The 20,948-nt window shown below is 48.6% G+C and carries 18 protein-coding genes; 12 read left to right on the forward strand and 6 right to left on the reverse strand.

All coding sequences use genetic code 11. The features are described from left to right. The first annotated feature begins 64 nt into the window (after positions 1-64). The 5 genes from AC506A_RS05290 to AC506A_RS05310 all read left to right on the forward strand — a co-directional run bounded on the left by AC506A_RS05290 (position 65) and on the right by AC506A_RS05310 (position 4,747). On the forward strand, positions 65-1,198 hold the full coding sequence (locus AC506A_RS05290; protein ID WP_495459921.1) for a glycosyltransferase family 4 protein: 1,134 nt from the start codon (positions 65-67) through the stop codon (positions 1,196-1,198). A gap of 176 nt (positions 1,199-1,374) precedes the next feature. Continuing rightward, a complete protein-coding gene (locus AC506A_RS05295; RefSeq protein WP_495459922.1) occupies positions 1,375-2,148 on the forward strand; it encodes a pirin family protein in 774 nt (257 codons plus the stop codon). 12 nt (positions 2,149-2,160) lie between these two features. After that, on the forward strand, positions 2,161-2,637 hold the full coding sequence (locus tag AC506A_RS05300) for a MarR family winged helix-turn-helix transcriptional regulator (RefSeq protein ID WP_495459923.1): 477 nt from the start codon (positions 2,161-2,163) through the stop codon (positions 2,635-2,637). Between the two features lie 20 nt (positions 2,638-2,657). After that, positions 2,658-3,212 (forward strand): NADPH-dependent FMN reductase, encoded by a 555-nt coding sequence (locus AC506A_RS05305; protein WP_495460974.1) that lies wholly within the window; start codon positions 2,658-2,660, stop codon positions 3,210-3,212. A gap of 140 nt (positions 3,213-3,352) precedes the next feature. Beyond that, on the forward strand, positions 3,353-4,747 hold the full coding sequence (locus AC506A_RS05310) for a sialate O-acetylesterase (protein ID WP_495459924.1): 1,395 nt from the start codon (positions 3,353-3,355) through the stop codon (positions 4,745-4,747). 106 nt (positions 4,748-4,853) lie between these two features. Here the strand turns inward: AC506A_RS05310 and AC506A_RS05315 are convergent, their stop codons facing one another. The 4 genes from AC506A_RS05315 to AC506A_RS05330 are packed head-to-tail and all read right to left on the reverse strand — an operon-like array spanning position 4,854 to position 8,773. Then, complete coding sequence (locus AC506A_RS05315; protein WP_495459925.1) at positions 4,854-5,057, reverse strand: hypothetical protein; 204 nt, start codon at positions 5,055-5,057, stop codon at positions 4,854-4,856. Beyond that, the gene (locus AC506A_RS05320) at positions 5,054-6,157 is read right to left on the reverse strand and encodes a GerAB/ArcD/ProY family transporter (RefSeq protein ID WP_495459926.1); all 1,104 of its coding nucleotides are present in this window, start codon (positions 6,155-6,157) and stop codon (positions 5,054-5,056) included. Before AC506A_RS05320 ends, AC506A_RS05315 begins: the two co-directional genes overlap by 4 nt. Before the next feature lie 7 nt (positions 6,158-6,164). Further along, positions 6,165-7,313, reverse strand: coding sequence for a Ger(x)C family spore germination protein (locus AC506A_RS05325; RefSeq protein WP_495459927.1), 1,149 nt, complete (start codon positions 7,311-7,313; stop codon positions 6,165-6,167). Positions 7,314-7,324: 11 nt separating this feature from the next. Then, positions 7,325-8,773, reverse strand: a complete 1,449-nt coding sequence (locus AC506A_RS05330; RefSeq protein ID WP_495459928.1) for a spore germination protein — start codon at positions 8,771-8,773, stop codon at positions 7,325-7,327. A gap of 277 nt (positions 8,774-9,050) precedes the next feature. Here AC506A_RS05330 and AC506A_RS05335 point away from each other — a divergent pair, with 277 nt between their 5' ends. The 3 genes from AC506A_RS05335 to AC506A_RS05345 all read left to right on the forward strand — a co-directional run bounded on the left by AC506A_RS05335 (position 9,051) and on the right by AC506A_RS05345 (position 13,100). Continuing rightward, entirely contained in the window at positions 9,051-10,580 is a 1,530-nt protein-coding gene (locus AC506A_RS05335) for a spore germination protein (RefSeq protein ID WP_495459929.1), read from the forward strand. A 22-nt stretch (positions 10,581-10,602) separates the two neighbouring features. Then, positions 10,603-11,775: a Ger(x)C family spore germination protein gene (locus tag AC506A_RS05340; protein WP_495459930.1), complete on the forward strand. Its 1,173-nt coding sequence runs from the start codon at positions 10,603-10,605 to the stop codon at positions 11,773-11,775. A gap of 233 nt (positions 11,776-12,008) precedes the next feature. Continuing rightward, positions 12,009-13,100, forward strand: coding sequence for a GerAB/ArcD/ProY family transporter (locus AC506A_RS05345; protein WP_495459931.1), 1,092 nt, complete (start codon positions 12,009-12,011; stop codon positions 13,098-13,100). Positions 13,101-13,102: 2 nt separating this feature from the next. On the opposite strand, the gene AC506A_RS05350 is transcribed toward AC506A_RS05345, so the two are convergent. Further along, positions 13,103-13,903, reverse strand: a complete 801-nt coding sequence (locus tag AC506A_RS05350) for a DUF2935 domain-containing protein (protein WP_495459932.1) — start codon at positions 13,901-13,903, stop codon at positions 13,103-13,105. A gap of 152 nt (positions 13,904-14,055) precedes the next feature. Here AC506A_RS05350 and AC506A_RS05355 point away from each other — a divergent pair, with 152 nt between their 5' ends. The 4 genes from AC506A_RS05355 (at position 14,056) to AC506A_RS05370 (ending at position 19,304) form a co-directional block, all read left to right on the forward strand. After that, positions 14,056-16,194 (forward strand): GMC family oxidoreductase, encoded by a 2,139-nt coding sequence (locus AC506A_RS05355; protein WP_495459933.1) that lies wholly within the window; start codon positions 14,056-14,058, stop codon positions 16,192-16,194. Between the two features lie 237 nt (positions 16,195-16,431). Further along, entirely contained in the window at positions 16,432-17,175 is a 744-nt protein-coding gene (locus tag AC506A_RS05360; RefSeq protein WP_495459934.1) for an SDR family NAD(P)-dependent oxidoreductase, read from the forward strand. A 51-nt stretch (positions 17,176-17,226) separates the two neighbouring features. Next, positions 17,227-17,847, forward strand: a complete 621-nt coding sequence (locus tag AC506A_RS05365; protein ID WP_495459935.1) for a TetR/AcrR family transcriptional regulator — start codon at positions 17,227-17,229, stop codon at positions 17,845-17,847. 140 nt (positions 17,848-17,987) lie between these two features. After that, a complete protein-coding gene (locus AC506A_RS05370; protein ID WP_495459936.1) occupies positions 17,988-19,304 on the forward strand; it encodes an epoxide hydrolase family protein in 1,317 nt (438 codons plus the stop codon). Between the two features lie 367 nt (positions 19,305-19,671). On the opposite strand, the gene AC506A_RS05375 is transcribed toward AC506A_RS05370, so the two are convergent. After that, positions 19,672-20,895 (reverse strand): epoxide hydrolase family protein, encoded by a 1,224-nt coding sequence (locus tag AC506A_RS05375; protein ID WP_495459937.1) that lies wholly within the window; start codon positions 20,893-20,895, stop codon positions 19,672-19,674. Between the last annotated feature and the right edge of the window lie 53 nt (positions 20,896-20,948).

The following is a 20,948-nucleotide window of genomic DNA, read 5'->3' on the forward strand; positions in this document are numbered from 1 at the left end:
TAACAATTTATGAAGCGACGCTGAATAAATTGTCTGGATAAGGTCTGAGTGGGGGGCTGCATAGGTGGCTGCTAATAAAAGAACAAAGAAGCGACGTAATCTGCGTATTGCAAAACCAGTTAATAAAAGAAAACGCAAGCATAAGCTTCAGAGGAAGAAGAAACGACCACATCGAAAACATAAAACGAGAAGACATCGGATAATCCTGGAGCAAAAGCCGCCAAAATATATTGGTTATGTCATTCCGAGCTGCGATATTTCAGGCGGTGTTGCCGTTATCTGTCAGCATGTGAACAGACTTCAAGCCAGAGGACTAAATATGGTACTGATTAGTATGGATCAAACGAGGAACACCATTGATTGGTTCCCTCAGCAGCAGGTGCCGGTTATTACACTTGAAGCCGCTTCTCAGCAGCATTTTGATGTCGTAGTTGCGACGCACTGGTCTACAGCGCACCAGGCACTGCAGCTATCTGCAGATCGCAAAGTGTATTTCGTCCAATCCATTGAAAGTCGATTTTATCCCGAAGGCAGTGCCGAGTACGAAGCCGCGAAGCAAACGTATATGCTACCCTTTATTTATATGACAGAAGCACGCTGGATTCAGAATTGGTTAATGCAAAACAACGGGCACACCTCGATATACGTCCCGAACGGCATAGATGAAACACTATTCCATCCTACGGAGCCTATTGAACCGAAGAGAGGTAAAGTCAGAGTACTTCTGGAAGGTCCCATACTTAATCCGCTTAAGGGAATGTCAGAAGCGTTTCGGGTAGTCCGGGAGTTAGATTGTGAAGTATGGTGTGTTTCAAGTAACGGAGAACTTGAACCCGATTATCGTTGTGACCGGTTTTTCTCCCATGTACCGATGGAACATATGAAACATATCTATTCAAGCTGCGATATTTTACTGAAATTAAGTCATATTGAAGGATTCTTCGGACCTCCGATGGAGATGATGGCCTGCGGAGGTACTGCGGTCGTAGGAAATTGTACGGGGCATGAGGAGTATATTATTGACGGTTACAATGCATTGGTTGTTCCGCTTGGGAATGAGGACGCCGCGAAAGCCAGTCTGAATCGATTAATTCATGACCCTGAATTACGCCGTCAGCTTACACAGAATGGCATGGCTACTGTACAGAATTGGCGTTGGGATCCTACGATTGACACCTTATATCGACTATTTAGCTAATTAAAGTCTCCGGAAACGGGGGCTTTTTCATTTCTCCGGCCGAACGATATCCAGTCAGTGACATGTTGACAGATTAATATCCTAATATTATAATAAATTGTGTTAGGATAAATAATTGTAGGGTAACTTGTTTATGATATCGAACAAGAGCGCACTATAAGAAAGGAGCAATTCATGTGAACATTCAAGTATTGGGCCCGGCATTTCAAGGGAAAGAAGAATTTGACGGCGGCAAGATATTTGCCCAGAAACCGCTAGGTTTTTCAGGCCAAGGTGCTGTTACCGTCAGACTTGGTCCGCTTTTCTATTGGGCATGGGGGCAGGCAGAGTCTGCCGGAGGCATCGGGTTCCATCCTCACCAGGGGTTTGAGATCCTTTCCTATGGCATTAGAGGCAGAGGTCTTCATAGAGACACACTCGGTACTGAAAGCTACTTGGAAGCCGGCGATATCCAGGTTATGCAAGCTGGTTCAGGTCTTCAGCATGCCGAAAGCGTCGATGCCGGCTTTGAGAGCTTTCAAATCTGGCTTGAACCATATCTGAATGATGCGGTAAGACGTGAGCCAACCTATTCGCTGTATAAACATGAACAGTTTCCGCAGTCGAATCAAGATGGAATAAATATAAAGACGATACTAGGTGAAGGTTCGCCGATCCACCAGTTGGTAGCAGATGCGAGGATGTTTGACGTCGAGGTAGAGCCGGGGGCATCCTATATCCACCATATCGTGCCGAACCGGACGCTTGCTGCATTGTCGATTAGAGGTGCCGGCGGATCCATTTTGTCATCTGGACAAGATCCCATATCATTCAACAATAAAGACTTTGTCATTGTACAAAGTGAACAAGAGGGAGAAGTCAGCATTCGACCTGAAGGAGAGAAACTTCGCATTTTTATGATTGAAGTTCCGACAGAAGTCGAATATCCTTTGTATAAGAAAGCAAGATAAGGTGGTTAAGACATGATTGAACCTGATGCTGAAGGTACGGCTCTAGATTTAAGGCTAATACGAGTCATGAGAAACATGGTGAATACGCTGTTTGGGAGTTTAGAGAACGACATCACCAGCTATGGTCTCAATAAAGAAACCTTCCAAATTCTCGAGTTTCTATACAATAAAGGACCACATCCCATCCAGAAAATAAGCGACACCTTCTCCATTCCAAGCGGGAGCATCACGTACGTTGTCGATAAATTGGAGAAGAAGGGGTATGTGGAGCGGCTTCCGATTCCAGGTGACCGACGTAAAACGAATGCAGCATTGACTGCGGAAGGAAGAAGCTATTTTGATACGATCTTCCCTAAGCACGTCCAGACGATTTCTGACAATTTGTCCTTTGTAACAGATGAGGAGAAGCAGCAGCTTATCGTACTGCTCAAGAAAATTGGGTATGGTATTCAAGATCGACAAGAGAACGATTCGAACAATAAAATATAACACTTTTGGAGGTAATTATGATGTTGAAAATCGCGATTATTCTTGGAAGCACACGTCCTGGCCGCAATGGTGAAGCTGTAGCACGCTGGGTAACTGAAATAGCCAACAAACGTACCGACGCTTCTTACGAGCTCGTTGATCTTGCGGATTTCAACTTGCCATTGCTCGACGAGCCGATTCCGGCGTCCATGGGACAATACAGCAAACCACATACAATCGCTTGGTCAGAGAAAATTTCTTCCTTTGACGGCTATGTATTCGTAACACCTGAGTATAACCACGCTACTTCCGGCGCACTCAAGAATGCCATTGATTTTCTCTTCCACGAGTGGAAGGATAAAGCAGCCGGCTTCGTAGGTTATGGCGGCAATGGCGGATCACGAGCTATCGAGAATCTCAGATTGATCGTCGGCGAGCTTCATATCGCTGATGTTCGCGCTCAGGTTGGTCTATCTCTCATTACTGACTTTGAGAACTATAGTGTTTTCAAACCGGGTGCTCATCAAGAGCCAGCGGTTAACACGATGCTTGACCAAGTTATCGCTTGGAGCGGCGCTTTGAAAACATTGCGTTAATACGAATCCTATTGAATCAAGCCGTGTCAGATATATCTGATACGGCTTTTTATTGTTTACCCGGCAGGATTACTTAGGAAGACAGAGAAATAGTAGCGAATGCTCAATCAAACTATTAGGTAAAGGATTGTGATCACTACATGCATCAGGTTGGCGCTATTATTAAACAAGGTCCCCAGCCTTGGGCGATTATTCAACAGGAGAATGGGGTAGGCAGCATATCGTTATCTGGGGTCTGGGCTGCACCGGAAGATGTTACATTCCGTACTGCACAAGTACTTGCCAGGGTTGTCAGCGAGGATGATGCTAGAGAGGTTGTGACTTGGCAGCCGGCTGTCATGTCAGCAGGTCAAGCATGGGAAATCACCATGAACGCCATCGCTCAGGGGGGACTTTATCGCATAGAAACCAGTTTGCAGCTTGACGATAATCCTGCCTTAGAATGGGCGACTCGTGGAGATATGATCCATCATATTGGTGTAGGTGATCTCTGGGTAATAGCGGGACAGAGCAACGCGGCGGGCTACGGGAAAGGTCCATTCCAAGACGCACCACAGCTTGGGATCCATTTGCTCCGCAATAATGGACAATGGGATTTGGCTTCGCATCCGTTTAATGAATCGACAGCATCCATCCATTTCGAGAATCGAGAAGGGGCTAATCCAGGTCATTCACCGTTTCTTGCGTTTGGCAAACTTCTGCAGAAAGAGCTTCGCATCCCCATTGGCTTGCTGCAAACCGCATTAGGCGGCTCACCGCTCAAAGCTTGGAATCCAGACGAGGATGGCGTTCTCCATCGCAATATGATGAATATTATTCAAGCCGCCGGCGGCAAGGTACGCGGTATTCTCTGGTATCAAGGCTGCTCCGATTGCTCACCTGCGGACTCGGTTACATACTTGGAACGTTTTGAAAATACGATATCACATTGGCGACGTGAATTAAATGATGCCAACCTACCGATTTTGACGGTTCAGCTTAATCGCTGCACGGATTCCGGATCGGAAGAAGGCGACCGTTCGTGGGGGCGTGTGCGTGAAGCTCAGCGTCAGGCAGCTTTGAATATTCCCCATGTTTATGTCATTCCGGCTTTGGATTGTCCCTTATCCGACGGCATTCATAACAGTCCTGCCGGGAATATGATCATTGGAGAGCGAATGGGCAAGCAGGCGTTGGCTCTTGTTTATGAGTGTGCTGCCTTACATGCGAAAGCGCCGTGCCTCGCTTCAGCAACCTTTATCGAGAAGCATGATGCACCTAGCATTCGCTTGCAATTTGCCAACGTAGCTGGTTACTTGCTTGCTATTGGACCTGTCTCGCAGGTATTTACTGTAGAGGATGCGAATGGCGAAATCAACGTCAGCAGCTGGCAAATAACCGCTCGCGATGAAATCACGTTGAATCTTGACAGAGCAGCAGAAGGTCAAACCGTCGTACATGCGTCGTATGAAATGAATCCATCGAGCTTCCTGCCGCTCGATTCCGGAACGTATATGCCGATTCTTGCTTGTTATGGCCAGAAGGTAACTGAATAGAATGAGTTCGACATTCGACGACAAGAGGCCGGTATCTTTGGGGATACCGGCCTTTTTATTGTTACCCTCACTCAAACATTTCTCTCATCCCGATGATCATGTGGATTTAATGCAGGACTCGCTCGATGATGAAGGCGATGGCATCATTCAAATCTAACGGATGATTCAGAACGATACTGAGCCATAAAACGGCTCCGATCGTAGTGATTGAGAGGAAAACTGCAGTCTCTTTGCCATTATACGTGCCGAATTTTCGCATTGCATAACCGATTCCGATGGTTAGGGCATAGACGGCGGCCAGAATACTCATGCCGAGCCGTCCTTCTTCATCAGTCGACCGTTATTTCTCCATTTGCCTGCTACGATGAAGAGTGCGGGAAACGCTACGGCGAATATGGAGTAGTATTCAAACATATAGTTTTTGATCCAATCGAGATTTTCAACGATATTCATAAAGAACATCGAATACGCAGAAATGACCCACACCATCGGATAAATGACGATATTTTGCCTCTCAATTTTGAACAGCTGGCAGATGCCTAATACAGCGCAATAGAATAGTACACACAGCTTAATACATACTACCAGCACGATATTGACTGCCAGAATCGCTTCCAAATGCTCGATGAAGCCGGTAAATCTCATTTCGCGGAATATCGAGAAGATGGGATAAACCAAATTCTGGCCGCGATACACGCCCAGGACCCCAATCGAAATAAAAACGCAAGCAGTCAACATTGCGCCGGAGAATGCGATTCCCGTAATAAACGCGATATTCACTTTCCTCTGCACGAACGGAATAAACATCAAGAACGCCACTGTCTCCATAAAAGGGAACGCCAACACATATCGGGTTTGAATAACGACTTCGCTCAGATGGAAAGGGTAGGTGACGTGAAAATAACGCCAATTCCACTCCCGCAGCATGATGACTGTCGGAACCCAGAACGCTAAATAGAGGTAAGGCACCAGAAGTTCGTTCACCAAGGCGATTGATTCGATACCCTTCGACACGGCGTAAGCACTGACGAGCAAGATCATGATATGGAATAAAGAAATAGGTGTGCGTGGCATGAGGTTAATATGCATGAAGTCGCCAAGGTTGCGGGTTACCCATGATGCAATTTGGATGAAAAAGACGATATACAGTAACGAAACGAAGCCGCCGGCCCACTTGCCAAATGCCTGCAAAGCGATCTCGACAAGAGACTTACCCGGATACAGCTTGGCAAGGTACAAGTAGCCGAAGGCAAGCAACAGCCCATACAAGGTCGCCCAAATGACGACAACCCAACCATATTGTTTCGCGCTCGAGATGATGGGGCCGGGGAGCAACATAAACGCGGTTCCGATGACGTAGACTTGCGTCAACAAGTGAAACTGCCACGCGCTTAGCCGGACGGATTCCATATGCTCTTCATCCTTCCTTGCCTTCAATGGTGTAGGGATCACTCTTGTTGCCGGTCGTCGTAACGTCAGAAGTGACCGAGAAATTCACCGACGTCTGCCGCCATGTATCCGCGGTAGCCCCATCATCCTGCAAGCCCAACAGATCCCAGTTATTTCGTTTTCCCAAAGCAACCATCTTCTCCGATTTGTCTGCTACGACACGATTAAACGCCTCTTCGATCAACTGAATGTTTTGCAACGTTAACTTGGTATTCTGCGTGTTGTTCAATATGCGGAGATCAGCATGAATGATGATGTTGAGACGGTTGGCGGATCGATTCCACTTCCGTTTCACTTGGACGTTATTCGTTTCGACGTCGACGTAACTTCCGCCTACTTTAACCGTTTCTGTGAATTTCCGATATCTGGTGTTAAGGATGTGATAATAGTATTTATTATCACTGTCCAAGTGTCCCACCATGCGTCCTTTGAAGAACACCGCGCTGTCCGCAAAAAAGGAGGGTGCCTGTTCGCTGACGTCAATCTGCTCCATTCTCTCCGTAGTATCCGCCGGTTTGCCGCGGTAGTGAATCATCGGTATGAGTGTCGGCAGTTGAAATTCCATTCCTGTCACGATGTCTTTGACACGGATCGGTTCTACGCCTCCCGTAAAGGACCCCCGCGATAAAATGCGAACAAGCGAGGTGGCATGGCGTCCGGGCACCTTTTCGAGTGTCGTAAAGCTGTTCATAACGTCCTTTAGAGGGGAATCCGTTACAAACAGATAAACATTCATGCGCCATTCGGGTGTCGTTTCCAAGTAGTTAAGGATATCAATGATTCCTTGACGGGCTACCTCTTCGGATAATATATAGCACTGCAAATGTGAAGTGAAAAGCAAACGCGGCATCATCGTGGACGTTTTCTGCATGAACCGGCCCAAGCTATATTCCTTGAAACGATAGGTGTAAACCGATGCCTTGGATCCGCCACCTTGCCTGGAGGAGAGAGCCGGCGGGTTGATTACTTGGTAATAAGCCGTATACATGCCAGTCGATGGTTCCCGGTCGATGCCGAATGTGGTGACGATTGCCAGTTCGTTGATTTCCTTCTTGTCCCAGCAGCCTGAACAGAGAAGTAAGGCGACTAGTAAGATCAAGAGCCATAATTTTCGCAATGTTCGGCCCCCTATTTTTTTCTAGAGAACATCTGAGGTGATCGTTTCATCCAGAACCGAGGAACGCGCAGGATCGTGTCTTTGAAGTCTGACAGAATCAAAGGCGCGATGGGAGACATGTACTTCACTCCGAAGGAACGCAAAGAGACTAGATGGATCAAGACAAACAACGTCCCGCACAGAATACCGTATAACCCCATAAAGCCGGCCAGGAGCATGAACACGAACTGGAGGATCCGCTGCGCAACGCCAAAGCCATAAATAGGCGACACGAAATTGGAGATGGCCGTGATCGATACGACAATAACCATGGCCGCGGAGACAAGTCCCGCTTCGACCGTCGTCATGCCGAGTACGAGCGCGCCTACGATGGAAATAGATTGACCGGCAATCCGAGGCATTCGCAAACCGGCTTCACGCAAAATCTCGAACGTGACCATCATGATCATGGCTTCCAGAAACGCCGGGAAAGGCACAGCTTCCCGCTGCGCGGCCAAGTTGATCAAGAGCGAAGTCGGTAGCAGCTCCTGGTGGAAGGTGACCACTGCAATGTATAAAGGAGGGATGAAGACCGAGAGCATGAAAGCGAACATTCGCAACCATCGCGAAAGTGTGGCGATATCCGGCCTCTGGTAATAATCTTCCGGTGAAGAGAAGAGTTGAAAAAAAGTCACTGGACCGATCAAGGCAATCGGAGTGCCGTCAGTGAGAAGCGCTACTTGCCCGTCCAACAGTTTGCCCGTAACCGCGTCCGGCCGTTCTGTCCCGATGAGTTGCGGGAACGGTGACCACGTCTTGTCTTGGATCCAATCTTCCAGATAAGAGCTTTCCAGAATGCTGTCAGTTTGGATAGCCTGCAGCCTGCGACGAAATTCTTCTACGACCCCAGTTGGTGCTACGTCAGGTAAATAGGTCAAATACACTTTGGTCATCGTCTTAGTCCCGATGGTCATCTGTTCAAAAACCAAATTTTCACTTTTGAGTCGTTTACGAATGAGAGCCACGTTCCGACCGATGTCTTCGACGAAACCTTCCCGTGGTCCGCGTACTGTGGCTTCCGTCTGAGGCTCGGTTACACTGCGATAGTCATTGCGTTTGACGTCAAAGCTTAGGAAACGGTTTAAGTGCGTTGGAATGAGGAGGCACTGGCCCTCCAGCAGCAGGCGGATGCCCTCATCGGCATCTGTCCATTCCTTGTTTTGGACGAAGGGGATGTGACGATGAAACCAGCCTAGGTCGTCCATATCTAATTCCGTTTCCTCTTCAAGAGGAACGACGGCAAGCATGGGTTTGATGACAAATTCATCTACGAGAGCCGATTCCACAATCGAGGAAAGATAGAGGCAGGTGAAAGCCGAAGATCCACGGAGAGCGAATGGCCGAATGACGAAGTCAGGGGCCGCCTTCATACGATTTCGGATTTGATCCTGCATCGGTTCGGTAACGGAAAGTTTAGGCACTGTTGAACCCTCCATCACTAGTTATTGTGTAATACCCTTCTAACCAGCAACGGCATGGTTAGGGAAATCTAGGCATAATTGACCCTTCAATCAATAGTTATTTTGTACAGCCATTAGATAAATATACCTCTGAAGCCAGCCCAGATCGTGTTCCTCAAGCTGCTCAATGATGAGATCGGGTGCCGCCGAGCGTCTTCATGTTCTTTCATAAAATGGAAGATCTTTGAGCAGACTATATCAAAATGTTGTCTAAGCTTACAGCGGAGGAATTTCCCCTATGTCGAAGATTTATCAGGAAAAAGAGAAGTTAACCGACTCGACAAGCAGCATGCTGACAGCCGCATTGGAAGCAAATGAAGCCCGGCTAAGGGACACATTTCAAGGCTGCTCGGACGTGGTTTTTCGCTCTTTTCGAATCCGCGGTCAGAAGGATGCACTGCTTACCTATATAGATGGATTAATTGAAGAAGGACAGTTAGACGAGTCGCTGCTTAAGCCGCTCATGCGTGTCAACCCATCCGAGACGCTAGATGAGAAGGAGGACATTTTATCTTTTCTCCAAAATCAATGTATTGCCATCAGCCAAGTGAAAAGAGAATCGAATATTGCAATCATTATTCAACAGATATTGAAAGGCTCTACAGTCATTATCATTGAAGGCGAAACGGAAGCGCTCGTACTCAATATTCCAGGCGGGAAAACAAGAGCTGTTGAACAGACGTCTTCGGAGAATACGATTCGAGGTCCACGCGATTCGTTCACTGAAGGCATTCGGACCAATGCAAGTCTAATTCGAAGAAGAATACGTTCCTCTAAGCTGAAATTCGAAATGCTAACCATTGGGGAGTATTCCCAAACGGATGTGGCAATCGCCTATCTGGAAGATATCGCTAATGATGCCGTCGTTCAAGAGGTCAAAACCAGAATTCAGAGCATACAAATCGATGGTGTACTGGAATCGGGGTATATCGAACAATTTATCGAAGAGCGCGCGTTTTCTCCATTTCCTCAATTTCTCGTAACGGAACGGCCGGATTATATTGTAGCCGCATTATTGGAAGGACGAGTTGCGATCTTGACTGACGGCTCCCCGTTCATCATTAGCGGTCCCATGTCATTTTGGGGATTTCTGCAGGCTGGGGAGGATTACTACGACCGAGTTCTGTTTGCCAATTTGGTACGTTTCATTCGACTCATCTTAGCCTTGGTAGCTCTTTTATTGCCATCTGTATATGTTGCTTTAACAACGTTCCATCAGCAAATGATTCCGACCAATTTATTATTGAGCATAGCGGCAGCCAGGGAAGGTGTGCCTTTTCCTGCAATAGTCGAGGCGCTAATAATGGAAAGCACATTCGAGGCTTTACGTGAAGCCGGTGTCCGCCTGCCTAAGCAAATCGGACAAGCAGTCAGTATCGTAGGCGGCCTAGTCGTCGGACAAGCAGCCGTGCAAGCAGGCATCGTTTCGACCCCGATGGTTATTGTAGTGTCATTAACGGGAATCGCATCATTTGCCATCCCACGATATAATTTTTCGTTCGCATTTCGAATTCTGAGGTTCCCGATGATCCTGCTTGCCGGCATGTTTGGACTTTACGGAGTAACGGTAGGACTCCTTTGCATCATCATCCATCTTGCCAGCCTTAGGTCGCTCGGTGTTCCGTATTTATTCCCGATGGCCCCGGTTAGTTTTCAAGGACTTAAGGATACGTTCTTCCGGGCACCGTTATGGACGATGTATTATCGCCCGCAGCTGGACGGGAAGGGCAGAGCTCAAACCCGAATACCGAGAGGACAGAAATCGTAATGTGCAGAGGAGGAATCGGGTTTTGATCAAGAAAGCGACGTTGGGGCTCCTATTGCTTCTATTTGTTCCGCTTTTGAGCGGTTGTTGGGACCGGGTGGAAATGAATGATGTAGCCTTCTTCATGGCATCTTCGCTGGATATGACCAAAGATGGCCGTTTACTTGTTTCGATTCAGATTCCTCTCCCCGCTGCAAAGGGGACTCCGTCAGGTAATCTTGGCAAAACGTTTTTCGTACTGTCTGCCGTGGGTACCAATATTTATGATGCGGAGCGAAAGTGCCAGCAGCTGCTCTCGCGAAAATTTTTTAAAGGACATCGCAGGGTTGTTTTCATCGGAGAGTCATTCGCCCAAAAAGGAATCAAAGATATTATGGATTACTACACTAGAGATCCCGGAACCCGGCTGCGTACTTACCTCGTTGTTGCCAAAGGTAAGCAGGCTATAGAACTGATCAAGATGGATCATCCTTTCGAACGTATACCGTCCGAGGAAGTTCGAGAATTGGAGTATAAACAAGTAGGTACGGCGGTTACGTTCCGGGACTTTCTGATCAACCAGGGTAGAGATGGTATTGTTCCAGTGCTGGGGGCTGTGGAAATACAGAAACTCCCACAGAATGTGGAGCAGCAACAAGGAGATAAGCCAAAGCAAAGCGTATTTCATCTTTCGTCGACAGCCGTAATGAAAGATTACAAATTGGTTGGCTATTTGGATGACATCGAAACGAGAAGCCTGAGGTGGATTAAAGGCGAATTAAAGCATGAATATTTGGCCGAGCAAATTCCGAAGGCCGGAGGGAGTGTCGGCGTTATTATGAATAATCCGAGGAAGAAGATAAAAGTGGTGGTCAAAGATGGCAAAGCAACGATTCATGTTGAGCTGAGCGGTGAAGGGCTGCTTCAAGAATCGACTGTCAAACTGGATCTCCATCGCCCGGAACATGTAGCCCAAATCGAACAAGGTCTTAATAAACTGATTTCGGAGCAAGCGCTTCGCACCATCGGGAAGGCGCAAACGAAGTGGAATTCGGACATTTTCGGATTTGGATTGCTGCTGCATCAATATCACTATGGGACATGGAAAAAGGTGAGATCGGATTGGGATATGATATTCGCAAAAGCCGACGTTACCGTAGATACCAAAATTCATCTGCGAAGAGCTGGAATGATTAGTTCTTCCATCCATATCGAATGAAAAATATAATCTTATACACGTTGTCCGTAACCATGCTCTACTGGGTACAATTCAAGCTAATGAAAAAGACGGCGCGTACTTGGGATTATGTTGCAGTGTGGATCATTTTAATCCTAACGACTGTTGTTGGCTTATGTTTGGCAATGGGAATTCAGATGATGAGCCCCACTATGGTTCTGGAGAAATGGATCTTAGCTGTATGGAAATGATGGAGCTGAGAAAGGGAATCACAAATGAAAAGTTATGGACTGAACAACATGATCTCAAATACAGAGCTGTGGGCTCTTATGTTCGTATTTATGGTTGCAAGCTCCATGTCACTGCCCATCGGTTACACCAGCGAACATGATTCATGGATTTCTGCCATCATTGGCAGTATAGCCGGGCTGTGTATGGCTTGGGTTTATGTGACACTTTGCGGAAAATTCCCACAAAAGTCCATTATCCATATCGCGCAAACCTTGTTTGGGACCTGGATGGGAACAGTGATCGGGATATTGTATTCAGGTTACGGTTTTCAGCTCGGGGCTTACGTTCTGCGGAACTTTGAAGATCTCACCGTAACGGTGTTACTGCCTCGAACCCCTAGCTTTGTCGTTGGATTAATTATGATCTCCATTTCGGCATGGGCCGCATATCAAGGGATCGAGGTAATTTGTAGATGCGCAATTATCTTAATGCTCGTCGTCGTTGTGCAAATCGTCTCATTCACCCTATTATTGATACCAGAAATGAATCCAACCTTACTATTACCTGTATTAGAATCGGATTGGGCTTCCTTGTTCGACGGTGCCGCGCAAATCTCAAGCACCCCTCTGGGAGAAACGATATTATTTGTGATGATTATCCCTTTCATTAACCGTCCCGAAAAAGTGAAAAAGACGGTCCTCACGGTTATCGGAATAGCCGGAATCGTCTTTATCTCAACTCATATATTCAATGTATTGGTCATGGGGGAGCTCTCAAGTACACAAATTTTCCCCTCTTATACAACCGCGATGTACATTTCGGTAGGGGACTTCTTCGAACGAATTGAGCCGCTCGCGTTTATCGTCTGGGTATTTGGTGAATTCACGAAGTTAAGCGTTTGTCTCTATGCTGCCGCCCTAGCTTTATCGCAGACGCTAAAGAGTCCAAATTATCGGATATTCATTGTACCTCTAGGGCTGGCGCTGTTAGAGCTGTCGTTGTTTCTTCACCCGAATCAACTGGACGTGATTGAGTTTCAGAAGCATATTTGGCCATGGGTATCTGTACCGTTTCAGTTTGCCATTCCTCTGTTGTTGCTGCTTTTCTCTCTCATCAAACAAAGAAGGTCCAATTAGTTTCAGACTCTGGGTTTGGTCGGATCGCAAGCTGGGCGAGGCACGCCTGCAGCGGCTTGAGATAGTTTGGTCAAATAATAGCACTCTTCCCGGTACATATGATCGGGAATCAGCGGCGATAACGTGCTCAGCAGCTCTTTGCCCTCCGTGAGTTCCTCAATCTCGGACAGAAATTTCATGAAGATGAGCATCACGCTATTCGCGTCCCGATTGAATGCCCGCAGGGCAGGGAAATCCGTCAAGGTAGTTCGCATATACCCCGCAAGCTCGATCGCTTTGAGATAGTAGGCTTCGAAGTCGCGTTCGAATGCATGACTCCTGTTCTTCCAAGCCTTCTCAACCAGATCTAATTGCCCTGATACGATGCTGGCATGACCGATTGCGTCTTGAAGCCATAATAAATGCTGATGAATCGCGGGTCCCGGAGGAGGCAATTGGCCGCGTGTTAAGAAGGCAAAAACGCGAATCGCTTCATCAAGCTCATTGACATTATGATTCAAGAACGTTGGAGCTAGTGAAATCACGATCGTTCCCATCAGAGACCGTTGAAGCAAATGCAGCTTATACGCACGTAATTGGGCGTTCAACGGATTCGCAGCCTGAAGCAATGCGGCGATGCCCGCGGCATCCAGGTTCTGCCGCGCCTTACTCAGCAAGTTATCGTAAGCTTGAATGAAGTGGCGCGCACGGGCTATTTCCTCAACCTCTCCAGGGGCCAACGCATCATGAATAAACCTCGCATGATCCCCTAATACTTGCAGCCAAAATCGGAGTTCAAAGAGCGCACCTTCCTCAAAGCTCATATTCACAACTCCTTATAAGATGACATTCCTTCTTTTATCACCCTATGTAAGCTTACCTAGTCCGATACCTATCAGTAAGAAGCATAACTAGAATGTTAGTTTTGATGATACAATGAGGAAGGTAATGTAATAGAAGTGGTGGGGGTTGAGAGATGAAGTCCGTTGATCGGAAGTCTTTTTCTTCGGAGTTAGAATCAGTATTGAAAGCGGTTGCGGACCGTATGGTTCCGGCAGATGCATGGCCATCTGCAACTCAGGCTGGTGTACTTACATACTTGGAGCGACACTTGAACGAGGACGCTGATACTTGGCTGAAACTCATAGAACCGGGACTACTGGCTTTAGATGATAAAGCCTTAACTTGTTATGGTCGGTCTTTTGCGGAACTGTCGGCGGAAGAGAGTGACCTTCTGTTGACAGACGTCCAGTTGGGAAACGTTCAGGGTTGGACTGTTTCATCGAAGAGATTCTGGGATACATTATTGACCTTAGTCATTGAAGGCTACTATGGAAGTCCCGAAGCAGGCGGGAATCGCGAGGGTAAGTCGTGGGACATGATTGGATTTCGTCCAGGTCCGGTCTCGGGAAACCAAACACCTGCCCAGGAAACTGATCTGCCACAGCGTTCCTTTGACCAACTGAGAGATCAGTATGATGTCGTCGTGGTTGGAGCCGGTGCCGGAGGATCGGTAGCAGCGGCAGTTCTCGCCGAATCTGGACTTCACGTGCTCGTCGTTGAGCGAGGCAGCTGGCTTCGTTATGATCAAGTTGGCCGCGACCATCTGCGAAATCATCGTATGAGCAAATACGGTCATAACACCGGTCCTGCTCCGGCGGGCAACCCGCGGACGATACTGCTGCCTAATGGACAAGAGAGAATAACCGTACCGTTTGAAGGCGAATATCACAATAATGCCATGACTGTTGGCGGTGGAACAAGAGTTTACGGGGCACAGGCTTGGCGGTTTCACCCGGAAGACTTCCGCATGGCGACGCGATATGGCATTCCAGACGGAAGCTCGCTTAGCGATTGGCCGATTAGCTATCAGGACTTAGAACCTTATTACGAGCGGGCCGAATGGGAAGTAGGCGTTTCCGGAGATGGAAATGCGCATCTTGGAAGAGGCAAACGGGCGCGATCATATCCAATGCCGGCTATACAAAGGACAATAGAAGGCGAACGTTTAGCTCAAGCGGCCGCGAAACTGGGTTGGGATGCGGGTCCGGTGCCGCTGCTCATCAACTCTGTCGAACGAGATGGCCGGCCGGCTTGCGGACAATGCGGTCAGTGTGTAGGTTTCGCATGCCCAACGAACAGCAAGAATGGCGGACATAATACGATGATGGTGAGGGCTCTCGCGGCGGGCGACAAATGTGACCTCATTTGCGATACAATCGTGGAACGCATTGAGACAGAAGGGGGAAAACGAGCCACTGGCGTTCATCTTATCCATGAAACTATAGATGGCTCATTCCAGCGCCGGCAAATTCGAGCAGGTCATGTTGTAGTCGCCGCCGGTGCTATCGAGAGCGCTAGACTTCTGCTTCAATCAGTAAGTGAGTCAGAGCCAAGCGGGATCGGCAATCGGTTCGGCCAAGTGGGCAGGCATCTTCAAGGCCATGTTTATGCCGGCGCTTATGGCGTCTTTGATGAACAAATACAGGACGGGCTTGGACCTGGGGTTAGCATAGCTAGCTTCCGATTCGAACATAGCAACGAAGCCGGTGTTATCGGGGGAGGATTGTTAGCCAACGAATTCATTCGGCTGCCGCTCATTCACTGGAATCGTGCACTTGCTCCGGATGCAGCCCGCTGGGGAAGTGCAGGCAAGGAAACGATGCGCGAGACGTTTCTGCGCACAAGCCAGATTCAAGGACCGATCCAAGAAATTCCGACTGCCGAATCTAGAGTTCGATTATCACCTACGGTCAAAGATCGCTTCGGATTTCCCGTTGTTCAGCTCTCCGGAGGTGTTCATCCGGAGTCGCTTCGAGCATCGGCTATGCTGGCGGAGCAAGCAGAGAAGTGGCTTTGGACTGCTGGTGCGCGCCAAGTATGGCGGACTCGGGCCGGCAACGGGCTAAGTGGCGGACAACATCAGTCGGGCACGCTGCGGATGGGGAATGACCCTTCGACATCCGTTACCGATCCAATGGGCAGAGTACACGGGTATGACAATCTCTGGGTGAGCGACGGATCCGTGCATGTCACCAACGGCGGCGTGAACCCCGTATTGACCATACTTGCTCTGGCATTCCGCACAGCGGAAAATGTGGTGAAGCAAGGGTAGTGATCAAGCCAGCCTAATAAATTAATTAGCAAAACAAACCCCGATGAATTCATTATTCATCGGGGTTTGTTTTCATTAGTCTCTGAAATGGAGCCCCCGCAATATACGGGTAACATCGACGCTTTAGTATGAAGATTGAATTTTTTGGAGTTGACAATCCAAAATCAGTTTGTTAGTATGAGCTTCGAGAAGGAAATTGGAGTGAAAACTCCATAAATTGAGAGGAGATTAGATAATATGAATACGAATCAAACTATAGCACTTATTACAGGTGGAACAAGCGGCATTGGTCGGGCCGTTGCGAATCAGCTCGCGGCACAAGGCATTCACGTCGTGGTTGCGGGGCGCAATGAGGACCGTGGCGAACAGACAGTTGCGGCAATCCGCGCAGCGGGAGGAAAGGCAGATTTCTTGCAGACTGATCTTCGCGACGTGTCGAGCGCAAGAAGCCTGGCGAAGCGCGCAGTCGAACTGGGTAACGGCCGAGTCGACATTCTAGTCAACAATGCGGGAATCTTCCCGTTCGGACCGACGCATGAAACGACGGAGGATGAATTTGAACGCGTGTATGCCCTGAACGTCAAAGTGCCTTATTTTCTAGTCGCCGAACTGGCACCACTGATGGCAGAGAACGGCAAGGGGGCAATCGTCAACATATCGACAATGCTCGCCGATTACGGAATGTCTGGTATGAGTCTTTACGGTTCGAGCAAAGCGGCCATCAACTTGCTTACCAAAGCGTGGGCGGCCGAATACGGTCCAAGCGGAGTCCGTGTCAACACCGTCAGCCCTGGACCTACGCGCACGGAAGGAACTGAGGCAATGGGCGAAGGTCTTGATCAACTTGCTGCCCAAGCACCTGCAGGCCGTCCTGCTTCAGCGAATGAGATTGCCGAGGCCGTCGTCTTCCTCGCGACGGATCGAGCCAGCTTCATTCACGGCACAAACCTTGCCGTCGACGGTGGACAAACCGCAGTTTAAAGTTTGGATTGTAAAGTCCATTTTTGTTATACTACATGCATGGAAAATATAATGGATAATAAAACACAAGAGCAGCGGCTGACGAAAAAGGGAAAAGAGACACGTGCACGTATCGTCGCAGCCGCTGCCAAATTGATGTTTGATCGCGGGGTTGCTGGTACAAGCGTGGAAGACGTGCAGCGGGAGGCCAAGGTCAGCTCCTCCCAGCTGTACCACTATTTCAAGGAGAAGCGCGATCTCGTATTGGCGGTAATTGTGTATCAGACCGAACAGGTGCTGGATGCCCAGGAGCCTCTATTGAGCCATTTGGACAGCATGGAGGCGCTTCGAGCGTGGCGCGATGCGATTGTGAAACTTCAGATTGAACGGCAATTCCAAGGAGGCTGTTCGATTGGCTCGCTTGCCAGTGCGCTGGCGGATACAGATCCGGCAGCTCGAAGCGAGCTCGTAGCCGGATTTATGCAGTGGGAGCTCGCTATTCGCAAAGGAATTCGCGCTATGTATGACCGGGGAGAGTTAAGAGCCGATGCGGACCCGAACAATCTCGCGCTTGCGCTACTGACTGCGCTTCAGGGAGGCTTTCTTCTTACTCAGGTTCGAAAAGAGACGAGTCCACTCGAAGCGGTATTGGACGCTATGCTTGCGCATATCCGTACGTTCATCGTCGAGTAAGATACGGTCAACTGAAAACAAGTCGCCACATCGTGGCGGCTTGTTTTGTTTATTGAGAAAAAGGGCATAACTATTTCGGTTTTGAAGGAACCTAATGATTAGGTTGACCCTAAACCTATCTGAAAGGAGCGTTACAGCATATGGATTTGAACAGAAGCAAGTTCTGGTTTCGTTTGACTATACTTGTGGCGTTATCCCTGGAATTAACGACGTTCTGCGCGATAACCAGAACGGTTAATGCGAGTTCGAATTCATATGGAACTAGGCAAGAACCCGAGTTAGATTCAACGGCCATTCGACCGTTTCAGGTGCATATTCCGGAGGCGGAGCTTACCGATTTGCGTAGGCGCATACTTGCGACAAGATGGCCGGACAAAGAAACGGTGTCGGATCAATCGCAAGGCACGCAGCTTGCAACGATGAAGAACCTGGCCCATTATTGGGCGAACGATTACGACTGGCGCAAATTCGAGGCTAAGTTGAACGCTCTGCCGATGTTCGTCACGAATATCGATGGGGAGGATATTCACTTCATTCACGTGCGATCGAAGCATGAAGACGCGATGCCAGTCCTCCTTATGCACGGATGGCCCGGCTCTATTGTCGAGAAGCTGAAGGTAATCGACCCACTGACCAATCCCACGGCCTATGGCGGGAAGGCATCGGACGCGTTCGATGTCGTCATTCCGTCGATGCCTGGTTATGGGTTTTCGGGCAAACCGACCACAACCGGTTGGGGTCCTGACCGCATTGCTCGTGCTTATGGAGAGCTGATGAATCGTCTTGGTTACAAGAAATATGTGGCGCAGGGCGGCGACTGGGGCTCCATTATAGCGGAAGTAATGGGTGTCCAACAGCCTAGTGGACTGATCGGTATTCATACCAACTTGCCCTTTGTCGTTCCGTCCGATCTCGAGATGGCGATTCAAGCTGGCAAGGGCTGCCCGCCTGAACTGACAGGCGAAGAAAAACGAGCATGCGAGCAGCTGGACTTCTTTTACAAGCATGCTGGATACGCCCTGATGATGGGGACGCGCCCGCAGACACTTATGGGACTCGCGGATTCGCCCGTAGGTATGGCTGCCTTTATGCTGGATCATGATGCGAAGAGCCTGGAATTAATTACGAAGGCTTTCAACGGACAACCAGAGGGCCTATCCCGAGACGATGTCCTAGACAACATCACGCTCTATTGGTTGACGAATACGCCGATTTCTGCCGCTCGCCTCTACTGGGAGAATAAATATCCGTTCTTTGGCACCTATGGTGTCAAACTTCCCGTTGCTGTGAGCGTTTTTCCTGACGAGGTCTATGAAGCGCCGAAGAGCTGGACACAAAAGGCGTATCCGAATCTCATCTATTACAATAAGGTTAATAAAGGCGGACACTTCGCGGCGTGGGAGCAGCCAGAACTCTTTGTAAATGAGCTGCGTAATGCTTTCAGATTGCTGCGATAGTTAATAAGAACCGCCTGAACTATCTTCCGACCTGTAACAGTTGTGACAGTGGTTATATAGCCTAAAAAGCCCATTTCTATTTGCTAACGGTTGCCACTGAGCTTATTGGGTCATCTTCCGAGAGATATCCACCATTATGCAGTGAATAACGATGCTGACAACCGTTAGAATTCTAATAGTAATGTATTTCATGGAATAGACACGCTGACAACCGTTAAAAATCAATAGGCAGACAAACCGACAACGAAGAACCCGACGCTATACAAACGTTAGGTTCCTCTACAATCTGTGTTGGCTGCCAGTCTGCCCGAGACTATCTCGGGCAGACTGAAGAACCGCCTAAGCAGCGGTTCTTTTGGTTTTTTCATTATCGGAATGACCTGAACCCCGCACGAACCTCTTCGGAAAACAGCAGCGGCACTTCCCAAGCGGCGAAATGTCCACCTCTGTCTACCTTATTGAAGTAAATAAGATTGGGGTAGGCCTGCTTGGTCCAGTTCAGCGGAGCTTCATAAAGTTCGTATGGAAAGACGGTCACGGCAGCAGGGATCTGGACTCCCTTCACGGCGAAGAATGAAAACATGTTTTCCCAATAGAGCCGAGCTGATGAAATGGCTGTTTTCGTAAGCCAGTAGAGCGTAGCATTATCGAGGATGTTATCTCGTGTCAGGCCTTCCGGATGTCCATCGAATGCCTTGATGATCAGTTCCAGACTGCAGGCATCATGGTCCATCAAAAAAGCGGCTAAACCTATAGGCGAATCGACTAGTCCGGTCAGCGTCTGTGGGCGTGTCCCCATCATCGTTGCATAGCCAAGATGTCTATAAACGAAAGCCAACTGTTCGCAAGCACGCATCTCCTCAGGCGTAAGATTGGAGGAGAGAGGATTCCCTTTCATGAGTGCTGTATCAATGTGAGGCGGAACTGTTCCTGGCATGTTGGAGTGAATGCCGAGCAGTCCCGGTGGTTTCATGACGCCCATGAAATCCGTTATAACCGCTCCCCAGTCGCCGCCCTGCGCCACATATTTCGAATAGCCAAGTCGCTTCATGAGTTCGATCCATGCACTTGCAATGCGAACGGGGCCCCAGCCGGTCGTAGTCGGTTTACCCGAGAATCCATAACCGGGCAGTGACGGAACGACCAGATGGAAAGCATCCGATGCCTTCGCGCCATATGCGGTGGGATTGGTTAGGGGGTCAATAATCTTCAGCAGCTCAATGATCGAGCCCGACCATCCATGCGTGATGATCATTGGCAAAGCATCTTCATGTTTGGAACGAATATGCATGAAGTGAATGTCCAGGCCATCAATCTCGGTTAAGAACTGCGGGATACTGTTCAGCGTCGCCTCGCATTTACGCCAATCATAATCGGTTGCCCAATAACGTGCGGTTTGCTGCATGGTTGCAAGCGGGACGCCTTGCGATTCATTAGGTACGGTTTCCTTCTCCGGCCATCTCGTTGCGATGATACGATTGTGCAACTCGTTAAGCTCCGCTTCCGGAAAATGGATAGAAAACGGACCCCTTATGGCTTTCTTGTCAGCAGGTTGCTCCATACTTTGTTGATTGAGGCGTTCTTGTGTCATTATATGATCTCCTTTAGATAAAGGCTGAATAGAACTCGTTAGGTGAAATGACA

Source organism: Paenibacillus sp. N22P23 (assembly GCF_059383735.1).

What these genes read in the sequence shown, in the direction of transcription:
- AC506A_RS05305 (WP_495460974.1), top strand. Translation starts at nt 2,658, where the DNA reads ATGTTGAAAATCGCGATTATTCTTGGAAGCACACGTCCTGGCCGCAAT.
- AC506A_RS05350 (WP_495459932.1), bottom strand. Translation starts at nt 13,903, where the DNA reads ATGAGCTTTGAGGAAGGTGCGCTCTTTGAACTCCGATTTTGGCTGCAA.
- AC506A_RS05365 (WP_495459935.1), top strand. Translation starts at nt 17,227, where the DNA reads ATGGATAATAAAACACAAGAGCAGCGGCTGACGAAAAAGGGAAAAGAG.
- AC506A_RS05310 (WP_495459924.1), top strand. Translation starts at nt 3,353, where the DNA reads ATGCATCAGGTTGGCGCTATTATTAAACAAGGTCCCCAGCCTTGGGCG.
- AC506A_RS05360 (WP_495459934.1), top strand. Translation starts at nt 16,432, where the DNA reads ATGAATACGAATCAAACTATAGCACTTATTACAGGTGGAACAAGCGGC.
- AC506A_RS05355 (WP_495459933.1), top strand. Translation starts at nt 14,056, where the DNA reads ATGAAGTCCGTTGATCGGAAGTCTTTTTCTTCGGAGTTAGAATCAGTA.
- AC506A_RS05345 (WP_495459931.1), top strand. Translation starts at nt 12,009, where the DNA reads ATGAAAAGTTATGGACTGAACAACATGATCTCAAATACAGAGCTGTGG.
- AC506A_RS05300 (WP_495459923.1), top strand. Translation starts at nt 2,161, where the DNA reads ATGATTGAACCTGATGCTGAAGGTACGGCTCTAGATTTAAGGCTAATA.
- AC506A_RS05375 (WP_495459937.1), bottom strand. Translation starts at nt 20,895, where the DNA reads ATGACACAAGAACGCCTCAATCAACAAAGTATGGAGCAACCTGCTGAC.
- AC506A_RS05315 (WP_495459925.1), bottom strand. Translation starts at nt 5,057, where the DNA reads ATGAGTATTCTGGCCGCCGTCTATGCCCTAACCATCGGAATCGGTTAT.
- AC506A_RS05320 (WP_495459926.1), bottom strand. Translation starts at nt 6,157, where the DNA reads ATGGAATCCGTCCGGCTAAGCGCGTGGCAGTTTCACTTGTTGACGCAA.
- AC506A_RS05370 (WP_495459936.1), top strand. Translation starts at nt 17,988, where the DNA reads ATGGATTTGAACAGAAGCAAGTTCTGGTTTCGTTTGACTATACTTGTG.
- AC506A_RS05335 (WP_495459929.1), top strand. Translation starts at nt 9,051, where the DNA reads ATGTCGAAGATTTATCAGGAAAAAGAGAAGTTAACCGACTCGACAAGC.